This window comes from Catenulispora rubra (assembly GCF_015356825.1).
GTDB classification, from domain to species: Bacteria; Actinomycetota; Actinomycetes; order Streptomycetales; family Catenulisporaceae; genus Catenulispora; species Catenulispora rubra.
In genome coordinates this window covers 1-10,713 of sequence record NZ_JAACYW010000367.1, presented here as the reverse complement: position 1 = coordinate 10,713, position 10,713 = coordinate 1, and the positions used below count along the sequence as shown (strand labels likewise).

The 10,713-nt window shown below is 70.3% G+C and carries 8 protein-coding genes; 2 read left to right on the top strand and 6 right to left on the bottom strand.

The genetic code is table 11. The features are described 5' to 3' along the window. Positions 1–13: 13 nt before the first annotated feature. Positions 14–688, bottom strand: a complete 675-nt coding sequence (locus GWK61_RS48930) for a response regulator (protein ID WP_194920442.1) — start codon at positions 686–688, stop codon at positions 14–16. A gap of 417 nt (positions 689–1,105) precedes the next feature. Between GWK61_RS48930 and GWK61_RS48925 the strand changes: the two genes are divergently transcribed. Then, entirely contained in the window at positions 1,106–4,267 is a 3,162-nt protein-coding gene (locus GWK61_RS48925; protein ID WP_194920439.1) for a helix-turn-helix transcriptional regulator, read from the top strand. 35 nt (positions 4,268–4,302) lie between these two features. Here GWK61_RS48925 and GWK61_RS48920 read toward each other — a convergent pair whose 3' ends face one another. The 4 genes from GWK61_RS48920 to GWK61_RS48905 form a co-directional block, all read right to left on the bottom strand. After that, a complete protein-coding gene (locus tag GWK61_RS48920) occupies positions 4,303–5,178 on the bottom strand; it encodes a carbohydrate ABC transporter permease (RefSeq protein WP_323748108.1) in 876 nt (291 codons plus the stop codon). Between the two features lie 5 nt (positions 5,179–5,183). Next, entirely contained in the window at positions 5,184–6,146 is a 963-nt protein-coding gene (locus GWK61_RS48915) for a carbohydrate ABC transporter permease (protein ID WP_194920435.1), read from the bottom strand. A 9-nt stretch (positions 6,147–6,155) separates the two neighbouring features. Further along, complete coding sequence (locus GWK61_RS48910; protein WP_194920433.1) at positions 6,156–7,490, bottom strand: extracellular solute-binding protein; 1,335 nt, start codon at positions 7,488–7,490, stop codon at positions 6,156–6,158. A gap of 1,037 nt (positions 7,491–8,527) precedes the next feature. Beyond that, on the bottom strand, positions 8,528–9,106 hold the full coding sequence (locus tag GWK61_RS48905) for a dihydrofolate reductase family protein (protein WP_194920431.1): 579 nt from the start codon (positions 9,104–9,106) through the stop codon (positions 8,528–8,530). A 172-nt stretch (positions 9,107–9,278) separates the two neighbouring features. Here GWK61_RS48905 and GWK61_RS48900 point away from each other — a divergent pair, with 172 nt between their 5' ends. Next, positions 9,279–10,277, top strand: coding sequence for a sigma-70 family RNA polymerase sigma factor (locus tag GWK61_RS48900; RefSeq protein WP_194920444.1), 999 nt, complete (start codon positions 9,279–9,281; stop codon positions 10,275–10,277). A gap of 28 nt (positions 10,278–10,305) precedes the next feature. Here GWK61_RS48900 and GWK61_RS48895 read toward each other — a convergent pair whose 3' ends face one another. Next, positions 10,306–10,602 carry a DUF1905 domain-containing protein gene (locus GWK61_RS48895; RefSeq protein ID WP_228564214.1) on the bottom strand — a complete coding sequence of 99 codons (297 nt, stop codon included), beginning with the start codon at positions 10,600–10,602 and terminating at the stop codon, positions 10,306–10,308. Positions 10,603–10,713: the final 111 nt, after the last annotated feature.

Below are 10,713 nucleotides of genomic sequence, written 5' to 3'. Positions count from 1 at the left end.
GCCTGCGCCAGCCTCAGCACGCCGCCGACTCGGCCAGCACGCCGAGCTCGATCGCGGCCCGCGTCATGTCGGCCCGGCGGCGCGCGCCGATCTTGTCGCGGATCCGGTCCAGGTAGGAGCGCACGGTCCGCACGCTGATCCCCATCGCCATCGCGATGTCCCGGTCCCGCTCGCCGGCGGCCACCAGCCGCAGCACCTGCTTCTCCTGCCCGGACAGCTCCAGTCGCGGACCGGCCTGCCGGTTCTGCTCGGTGGTCAGCACGATCGAGGCCAGGGTCGGCGAGACGTAGCTGTTGCCGGCCGCTATCTCGCGCACCGCGCGCAGGATCTCGGTCCCCTCGGACTCCTTCGACAGGAACCCGCGGGCGCCGGCCGAGATCGCGCCGAGCACGTCGGACTTCGCGGCCTCGCCGGAGACCACCAGCACGCGGTTGCCCATGCCGTTGATCTGCAACACAGCCGCGGAGCCCTTGACCCCCGGCAGCGTCAGGTCCAGCACGACGATCCCGTCACGGCGGGGCCGACAGGCGACGAACTTCCCCACGCTTCCGGCGACGACGTCGACGTCCATGTCGCCGGCCTCCTCGAAGAGCCGGGTGAGGGCGTCGCGGTAGAGGGGGTGGTCCTCCACGACGCTGACGGGGATACGGGAAGACTCCTGCTCGGGGCGGACGCGGGTGGCTTCCATGGCTCGCCTCTCATGGTGCTCGGGGGCGGTAGCGGCCGGCGGGTGGACCGGACCACAGGTGGCGGGGGGTCGTCGCCGGCGTCGACCCGCTGTGAGAACCACGCCGACGCCGACGCAGCACCCAGTGTCATCACCCTTAGTCGACGCGTCGTCGGTAAAACTACGTAACCCGCTACTACCTCTTACACAGCGGAGCTACCTACCCCGCTGAGTCGCCGTACCCACCCCGCCGCGCTGCCCTACCTGTATGGCCGACCTGCAACGGGCAACCGACTGGCGTCGTAAGCGACAAATAAACAGAATGAAAGGTCTCGGTCACCGGGGCTGGGTACAGTCACACCCATACCTGTGTGAAGTAAAAACTTCTCTGTTGTTCCCTCGGAGCGTCAGGGGTCGACAACCTTGGGGGAGGTGCGCGTGCTTGCCATCGGTTCGCCACAAGCCTGGCAGGCTCTGGTCGGGCGGGAAGCCCAAGCCGAGCGGATGGCCGAAGCCGTCACGGCCTTGGCCTCCGGTCGGGGCGCGGTGCTGGAGATCGCCGGGGACCCGGGGATGGGCAAGACCCGGCTGCTCGGCCGGCTGGCCCAGCTCGCCTCCGGGCACGGCGCCCGCGTCGCCCGGTCCACCGCGCTGCGCGGGAACACCATCCCGCGCCAGCTGTTCCGGGACGCCTGGGCCGACGTCCCGGCCCCGGAGACGTCCGACGCCGACTCCGACGACGACGAGGCGTTCCGCCGCATCCGCGCCGGCCTGTCCGACTGGGCCTCGGACCCGGTCGGCGTCGGCGGCGCCGTGGTCTTCGACGACGTCCACCTCGCCGACGAGGCCTCCACCCGGCTGCTGGCCCGGCTGATCCGCACCCCGGTGCCCGGCCCGCTGCTGATGGCCATCGGCCACTGCCCGCGCCGCACCGGCTCGGTGCTGCTGGAGGCGCTCGACGACGGCACCCGCACCGGCACCGTGGTCCGGGTCGAGCTGGACGCCCTCGACCTCGGCGCCGTCAACCAGCTGCTCTCGGCCTGGTCCGGCGGCAAGGAGATCGACCCCGCCTACCTGGAGCAGATCCGCGCCGCGGCCGACGGCAACCCGCGCAACCTGCGGGTGCTCACCGCCGCCGGCTGGCGTCCGGAGCTGTGGCCGGACAGCCCCGGCGAGGACACCGGCGCGCTGCTGCGCGAGGGCGCTTCGATGGCTGCCGAGCTCGACGCGCTGACGCCGGAGGAGACCGCGGTGGTCAGCGCGGCCGCCGTGCTCGGCGGTCCGTTCCGGCCCGAGGACGTCGCGGCCATCTGTACCGTCTTGAACCCTGGGGTCGGCCTCGCCGGCATCCTGGACGCGCTGGACGACCTGGTCCGCGCCGACGTGGTCCGGCACATCGCCCCCGGCGCGCGCTTCGCCTTCCGGCATCCGCTGCTCGGCCACGTCGCGCACGAACGCGCCCCGCTGCCGACTCTGCTGGCCGCGCACCATCGCGCGCTTGACCTGCTCAAGTCCCGCGGTGCCTCCGCCGTCGATCTCGCACGGCACGCCGAGCACCTGGTCGGCACCGACGCCACGGCAGCAGCCCCACTGCTGGCCCGCGGCGCGAGCGAGATCCTGCCGGACGCGCCGGAGACCGCCGTGCGCTGGCTGCGCCTGGCGTTGCAGACCCCGGTGGGGGAGCGGCCCAGCGCCGAGCGCGACGCCCTGATGCTCGAGTGCTGCCGGGCGCTGTCCGCCGCCGGGCGGTTCGAGGAGGCCCGGGCGCTGGCGCACGACGTGCTGCGCGACGACACCTGGCTCACCGGGCCGCTGCGCCAGCGCGCGTACGCGATGCGGGTCGCCGCCGAGCGGCAGCTCGGACGGTATGACGAGGCGTCCGCGGTGGCCAGCGCGGCGATCGAGGCGCTGCCCCGGCCGCTGACCGCAGGCGCCGCCGAGCTCGCGTTCGAGTACGGGGTGCTGCACCTGTACCGGGGGACGTTCGCGTTGGCGCGGCCGGTCGTGCACGAGGTCGCCGCTGCCGTGAAGGCCGCTTCCGACGCCGCTGCAGCCGGGCTCCCGGCTGACGGCTCGGGTTTCGCCGCGAGCGCTCTCGGCGCCCCCACGGCACCCAGACCGTTCGATGCTTCACACGATGTTGACACGTATTTGATCGATATACCGTCGGCCCCCGAGGCCCGCGCCGCCGCGGCGGTCCGCGTCCTGGCCGCCTTCGGCGACGCCTTCCTCGGCGAGACCGCCGACGCGATCCCGGCCCTGGTCGAGAGCGCGCGGCTGGTCGACGGACTGCCCGACGCCACCGCCGCCCGCAACCCCGAACTGCTGGCCATGCTCGGCTGCGGCGAGATGTTCATGGAGGGCTACACCGCCGCCTCCCGGCACCTGCGCCGCTGCCTGACCATCGCCCGCAAGGGCGGCCCGCAGCAGATGAAGCTCAACGTCCTGCTCGGGCTGGCCTTCATCGACCAGCAGACCGGCAACCTCCAGCGCTCCGAGGAGCTCGCCGAGGAAGCCGGCCGCGTGGCGCGCACCACCGGCGCCGGCGACGGGGTCAGCATGAGCGAGGCGCTGCGCGTCGGCGCGATGGTCTGGACCCGCCCCCGCGCCGAGGCCGCGGCGGTGACGGCCGCCGCCGAGCACGCCGTCCGCATCGCCCGCCCCGGCAACGGCTGGTGGTCCGGCTCGGCCGCGATGCAGCTGGCCCTGGTCCGGATGGTCAACGGCGACGCCGTGGGCTGCGTGGACGCGCTGCTGGAAGGCGGCGGCGGCCCCGAACTGCGCAAGCTGCAACCGGCCTACCGCCCGATGCTGCTGGCGATGCTGTCCTCAGCTGCGCTGCGCTCCGGCCGCCCGGAACTGGCCCGCCAGGCCGCACGCGACGCCCAGCAGGCAGCGGAGGCCTCAGGGCTGTCGGTACAGCGCTCGTACGTAGTCCGGGCCCAGGCCGCACTCCACGCGGCCGAAGGCGACCACGACACCGCGGCGAAGCTGTTCGAACAGGCCGCCCTCGGCTTCCGCCGCGCCAACCGCCCGGTCCAGCACGCCTGGACCCTGCTCGCAGGCAGCGCCTCTGCGGCCCTCGCCCTCGGCTCGACGATCGCCGGCACCTGGCTCGACTCCGCCGAAGAGGTCGCCCGCATCCACGGCGCGCTGCGCATCGAGGAGGAGGCGGCCGACATCCGGACGCGGCTGCTCTCCGGCGGCGGGGCACGCCCTGCGGCGCCGGCGGCGGCCACTTCGGCCACTGTGACCGGCGCCGCCGAGGTGGCCGAGGTCGCCAGCACCACCGGCGCCACGGCGACGGCAACCGCCACAGCGGCTGCCGCCGGCGTCGCGGTCGCGGGCATGCCGAGTCCGGCCTCGTCGACGGGACCCCTGCAATCGGAGGACGTCCGGGCCCTGCTGACGGAACGCGAGCGCGAAATCGCCGCCCTGGTCGCTACCGGCCGTCGCAGCCGCGCGATCGCCGACGAGCTGTACCTGAGCCATCGCACGGTAGAGACCCACCTGGCGCGGATCTATCGGAAGTTGAACGTTTCGTCTCGGACGGCGCTGGCGCACCTGCTTCAGGGGACTGATTCGGCTGGTCCGGACTGAGGTCCAGGTCTCTACTCCCTTCCCTATTTCCTTCTCTACTCCTTCACTCCGCTCCCCAAAGCCGCCGAGGTGAAGTGCCGCTGTGCCACCAGGAACAGCACGATCACCGGCACCGCGAGCACGCACGCCCCGGCCAGGATCACGCCGTAGGGATTGGTCGCGGTGGCCGCGTTCGTTGACACGTACTCGCCGAGCGACACCGCCAGGGGCTGCATCGCGTGCTTCTTCGTGATGAGGAACGGCCACAGGAACTCGTTCCACGGGCCGATGAAGGTGATCACCGATGCGGTGAGGATCGCCGGCTTCGTCAGTGGCGCCGCGACGAGTAGCAGCGTGCGCACCTCGCCGGCGCCGTCGATGTGCGCGGCGTCGAACAGCTCGTCCGGTAGGGAGACGAAGAACTGGCGGAAGATCAGCACCGCCGTGGCGTTGACCGCGAACGGCAGGATCATGCCCAGGTAGTTGTCCGCCAGGCCGTAGTCCCGCACCACGAGGATGTACAGCGGGATCATCATGACCTGGAACGGTAGGACCAGCACCAGGATCAGCATCCCGGCCACCGCCGGCTTGCCCGGGAAGCGCAGGCGCGCCAGCGCGTAGCCGGCGGGCAGTCCGATGACGATGGTCAGTACTACGGTGCCGAGCGTGAAGATCGCCGAGTTTGCCAGCGAGGGCAGGAGTGAGATCGCGCGGTTGACGTCCCGGTAGTTCTGCAGGCCGAGGTTCCCGGCCTTCGGTATCAGACCACTGAATGCGCTGTCGGCGTGTAGCTGCAACGAGCCGACCACCATGTAGTAGAGCGGGAAGATGCTGGCCAGTGCTCCGAGGGTGACGAAGCCGTAGGTGGCGAGGCGTCGCAGGGCCCTGCCTGTCGATCCGTGGCGCCGTCGCGCGCTACTTGCCGTCTGCACGGTCCTCATACTCCTTCCCGGGATTGGGCCAGCCGGCGCGCGCCGGCGCCGAGTCCGGCCACCAGCAGCACGAACAGTGTCAGCAGGATGCCGATGGCCGCCCCGACGCCCGGCTTGCCCTGCTCGACGCCGTCTTGGTAGATCAGCAGCGCCGGGGACATGGTCGCGCCGTTCGGGCCGCCGCCACCGGTGAGCAGATAGGGCTCGGTGAACAGGTTGGCGCCGACGATCAGTGCCAGCGTGGTCACGAGGATGGTGATGTTGCGCAGCGCGGGCACGGTGATCGCTCGGAACTGCCGCACGACCCCGGCGCCGTCGATGCTGGCCGCCTCGTAGAGCGAATCAGGGATCAACAACACTCCGGCCAGGTAGAGCAGGACGTAGAAGCCGAGCTGTTTCCACGTCACCTCCAACGCGATCACGACCATCGCCAGGTGCGAGTTGACCAGCCACGACGGGTTCGGCGCCGCGGATCCCAGCACGTGGTTGATCAGGCCGCTCTGGCTGAACAGGAAGTACCAGACCCCGATGACGGCGATGCTCGCGGTGACGTAGGGCACGAAGAACGCCGAGCGGAAGAACGCCTTCATCCGCGTCAGCTTCGCCAGCACGGCGGCGAGCGTCATGCCCAGGATCACGGTCAGCGGGACGTTGATCACCAGGAACTCGCCGATGTTCAGGAACGAGCGGCGCAGCAGGGGGTCTGACAGCGCTTCGCGGTAGTTCTTCAGGCCTACGAACGGCTGTGGCACGGAGGCGCCCGGCGCCGCGTATACGTAGTCGAGTACTGAGATGCGGATGCCCTGGATGATCGGCACCGCGTAGACGATCACCAGGTACACCCCGTAGGGTGCGGCCAGCCACAGCCCGATGAGGGTCTTCGACCTCGGCCCGCCTCGCTTCGCGCGGGACGTTGGTCCGCGTCGCTTTGCGCGGGACGTCGGTCCGCCTTGCTTCGCGCGGGACATCGGCGCGGCCTACTTGGCGATGTCGGACACGACGGTGCCGGCCGCGTCGTGCAGCCACTGGCTGGTCGACTGCTGGCCGAAGACCACGGACTTCAGGTAGCCGTTGCGGAAGTCCTGCCACATGGTGACGCCGTTGGCCACGTTCGGCACCTCGACGGTCCGGCCGGCCTGCTGCGCGAAGAGCGTGTACTCCGGATGCGCGGTGAAGTAGGACGCGTAGACGCTCGGCAGGTCGGTGCGCAGCGGCATCTGGCCGGTGGTGCTCAGCAGCGCGCCGTCGTTGTCCTGGTCGGTGGCGAACTTCAGGAAGTCCCAGGCGGTCTGCCGGTTCTTGCACGCGGTGAACACCGACACGGTCTTGGAGTCGGCGAAGGTGTGGATCTGGTCGGCCGGCATGCCCGCCGACGTCGGCACCGGCACCGCGCCCCAGTTCACCTTGCCCTGGTAGCTCGCGATGGCCCACGGCCCGACGATCGCCATCGCCGACTTCTTGTCCGCGAACGCGTCGCCGTTGTACTTCTCCTTCGGGGCCTGGTTCTTGGCGTAGACGCCGGCCCAGAAGGCGGCCACGGCCTGCCCGGCGGCGTCGTCGAAGGTGGCCTTGCCGCTCGCGACCAGCGGCTGCCCGCCGCTCTCGGCGATGTAGAGCGGGTAGTAGTCGAACCAGTTCTGGTAGAACTCGTTGGTCGGTGCGGGCGCGATGGCGTACTGCGCGACCCCGGAGCCGGAGCCGGAGCCGACGAGCTGCTTCGCGGCGGCCTCGAAGTCGGCGTAGGTGGCGAGGGCCGGATGGTCCGGGTCCAGGCCGGCGGCCTTGAACATGTCCTTGTTGTAGAAGATCATGACCGGGTTGCTCTTCCACGGCAGCTGGTAGTACTTGCCATCAGGGCTCTTGTATTCGGCCGCGACAGCAGTCCCGCTGCGACCCTCGATGTAGGAGACGCCGTCGGCGAAGTCGTTCAACGGCACCAGGCCACCCTGCTTCACCCACCCCGAGATCGCCGACGGCGAGCCGTTGAACACCAGGCACGGCGCGTTGCCGGCGGCGATGGCTGCGGTGATGACCTCTTCGGAGCTGGTGCCGGCGGGGATCTCTTCGCCGGTGACCTGCTGGTCGGGGTGCGCTTTGTCCCACGAGGCGACGGTCGCCTTGCCCCAGGCGACTTCCTGGGCGTTGTTGGAGTACCAGATCTTGATGGGGCCACTCGTCGGCTTGCCGCCGCCTCCGCCGCTGGAGCTGCATCCCGTCAGCGTGAGGGCCGTGCAGGCCAGCGCCGCGATGGTGGCGGTGGCGGTGGTGGCTCTGGCGGCGGTGGCGACGGTGAACGGGCGCGTCTTCGCCATGGCTGATCCTCTCGAATCTGGTGTAAGGGGTTTCAAAGCCCCTTCCCGGGATGTAGGGAATCAAAGCTCGAAGTCGTGTCCAGTCGGGATTTGCGGTAGTGGTTTGTGGGGTGGTGTCGGGTGGGGTGCTGCTTGGGGTCGGTGGGTGTCGGGTGTGCGGTTGGTTTGTGGGTTTACAGGCGATTTTTACGGCTTCGCGCATGGTTGGATGACCTCGCTGGGGGACGCAGTTCGGCTGTGCCCTGCAGGTTGCGCTGGCGGCCGCCGGTATTCGTGTGCAAGACCGCGCGCCGGTCCGAGCCACTGCGGCACTGCGCTGGCGGCTCGCCGTTTTCGCGTGCACGACCGCGCATGAGTCCGAGTCACTGCGCGCACGTCGTGCGGGCGGGTGGCGGCCGCGTTTGGTGGGTGCCTTGAGGCCTCTGGCGGGCCTCCTCGACGAGGGGCGACCCGCGCGTCGGGCTGTTTGGCGGCGGTCCGCGACTGTTCGGCTTTCTATCCGCTGCTGCCTACGCCGCGTTGTTCGGCGGCGGTGCTGCTTGTGGTCGCCGGGTTCTGGGTCCCTCGCCGCGTCATCGCCGTAAACGGAACCAGCCCGGTTTGGCGGTATCAAGCCGCATCGCTGCTGCTGTGGTCGGTCTCCGTCCGGCTTGACACCGCCAAACCGGGCAGGTTGGCTGCGCCCGCTGACGCGGCGAGGGACCCAGAACCAACACCCCGCATGGTCCTTCGGACCCCCTCACCACATCGCCGGTCAGCCTGGCCCGTCACCACTCGATGTAGCCACGAGCCCGCCACCCCGGCGGTGCCGCGGCGCGGTCGCGAAATCACTCGCCCCCGCGCCGCGTGTCAGGCTACTGTTGGTTTCGGCGCCCGGTGCGCAGGCAGCGGTTACTTCTGGATCCAAGGGTTGCCGGTTCAAATCCGGCGCACCTCCTTCACCGGGGGTGGTAGCTCAATTTGGCAGAGCATTGGACCGGCTTCGGCCGGTTTCCGCAGCCGACTTGGTCTCGGGCGCCTTCAGTCTTTTCCTGGTGCTAGCCCTTGTGCAGCACCTCGTAGGCGAGGGACGTGATGCCGTCGCCGATGGTGGCGGTGTGGGTGAGTCGCAGGGGCCTGATGCCGGCGGTTGTGCCGAACAGGCGCGTGCCGTCGCCGACCAGGACTGGCAGGATCATCAGGCGGATCTCGTCGACGAGGTCCTGCTCGATCAGGGCGTGGCCGAGCTGGAAGCTGCCGTAGACCAGGATCTCGCCGTCGATCTCGTGCTTGAGCTTGGCGACCTCTGTGGCCAAGTCGCCGCTGATGACCGTGCCGTTGGACCAGGCGGTGTGCTCCAGGGTGCTGGAGACGATGTACTTCGGCATCCCGTTCAGCTTGTTGGCCCACTCGCCGGTGCGGCCGAGCCAGCGCGAGGCGAACCACTCGTCGCTCGTGCGCCCCATCAGCAACGCCGAGGCGCCCAGGGCCTCCTTGACGAAGTACTGGGCCCACTCCGGGCGGTCGTCGCCGATGACCTGGTCGAACCAGCCGCCGAAGGCGAAGCCGTCCTTGCCGTCCGGGTCCTGGACGACGCCGTCGAACGAGCTGTTGGTGCTGATGATGATCTTGCCCATGGCCGTACTCCTTGGCTTCCGTGGTGGTGTCGTGGTGTTTCTGTCGGCGATGGAGACACCGCGGCGTGCGCTGAATTGGGCGCCGCGGGACCGCCCAATCCGGGTCGCGGGAGGTGTCTGACCGGAGGATGGAGACCGGATATGTGAGCATGGAGGCGACGAGATGAGTGCGATGACAGCGGATCTGCCGGTGTTGCTGGCGCGGGCCAGGTCCGGCGACGGCGCGGCGTTCGACGAACTGGTCGCCCCGTACCGCCGGGAGCTGCTCGTGCACTGCTACCGCATGCTGGGCTCGTTCCAGGACGCCGAGGACGCGCTCCAGGAGAGCCTGCTCAGCGCGTGGCAGGCGCTGGCCGGCTTCGAGGGACGTTCCTCGGTGCGCACCTGGCTCTACCGCATCGCCACCAACCGTTGCCTCAACGCGCGCCGCTCAGCCAGCCGCCGCCGGGCGAAGGAATGGGACGTCCCGGGCGTGGAGCCGCCGACACCGACCCGGCTCGGCGAGGTGTTCTGGCTGGAGCCGTTCCCCGACGCGCTGCTCGAAGGCGTGCTCGACGCCTCCCCGCCGGGGCCCGAGGCGCGCTACGAGCAGAACGAGACCATTTCCCTGGCCTTCGTCACGGCGCTCCAGGTGCTGCCGCCGCGCCAGGTGGCGGTGCTCCTGCTGCGCGACGTGCTCGGCTACCACGCCGCCGAGGTCGCGGAGATGCTGGACACGACGGCCGAGTCGGTCTCCAGCGCGCTGAAGCGGGCCCGCGCGAATCTGGAACGCCGCCGCCCGGCGCTGGCCCCCGGCTCGACCGAGGAAAGCTCCCTGGCCGCCAGGTTCGCCACCGCCTACGAAGCCGCCGACATCGAAGCCCTCATCGCCCTGCTCACCGACGACGTCTTCACCTCGATGCCCCCGATGCCCTTCGAGTACCAGGGACGCGAGGCCACCATGGCCTTCATCGCGACCATCTTCGCCTCGGGTCGCCGCCACCGCCTCGTGCCCGCCCGGGCCAACGGCCAGCCGGCCTTCGGCGCCTACGTGCGCGGCACCGACGACGTCCTGCACGGCGTGGGCCTGTTCGTGATCGAAGCCCGCGCCGACGGCATCAGTGCCATGACCCGCTTCGAGAAGGGCACGCTGCCCTGGTTCGGCCTGCCGCGCTCGATCCCCGCAGAGTGAGGCGGCGCAGTCGGGCGGGGGAGCGGCCTCAGAAGTCCACGAGCTCGATGCTCACCGAGGCGGTGCCGCCGACGTCGAGCCCCTCGGCCTTCCGCACCTTCGCCTTGACCGGCATGACGTAGCAGCCGCGCGCACCGTCGGGGAAGATCGACGTCCGCCACGCGCTGCCGCCGATGACCGCCCGCACCCGCACGGACCCGAAACCCCGCCGAGGCGCGGCGGCCAGCTCGCGGATGTCCTCGCTGAGGTCCGCCGGCACGGTGACGAACGTCCAGCTGTCCGCCCGCGCCTCCCAGAGCCACAGCTCGGCGTCGAAGGTGACCATCACGGTGCAAGTTTCGCACGGGGGACTGACAGGCCACCTCGGGCTGGCAATCGGGTAAGTGTGCTCAGCGGACTGCGTGGTCGGCTCCCGCCCTACTTCAACCCACCCCGC

Bases quoted from the DNA above. Each gene is read 5' to 3' on its own strand.
- GWK61_RS48930 (WP_194920442.1), bottom strand. From the start codon at position 688: ATGGAAGCCACCCGCGTCCGCCCCGAGCAGGAGTCTTCCCGTATCCCC.
- GWK61_RS48915 (WP_194920435.1), bottom strand. From the start codon at position 6,146: ATGTCCCGCGCGAAGCAAGGCGGACCGACGTCCCGCGCAAAGCGACGC.
- GWK61_RS48910 (WP_194920433.1), bottom strand. From the start codon at position 7,490: ATGGCGAAGACGCGCCCGTTCACCGTCGCCACCGCCGCCAGAGCCACC.
- GWK61_RS48905 (WP_194920431.1), bottom strand. From the start codon at position 9,106: ATGGGCAAGATCATCATCAGCACCAACAGCTCGTTCGACGGCGTCGTC.
- GWK61_RS48900 (WP_194920444.1), top strand. From the start codon at position 9,279: ATGACAGCGGATCTGCCGGTGTTGCTGGCGCGGGCCAGGTCCGGCGAC.
- GWK61_RS48895 (WP_228564214.1), bottom strand. From the start codon at position 10,602: ATGGTCACCTTCGACGCCGAGCTGTGGCTCTGGGAGGCGCGGGCGGAC.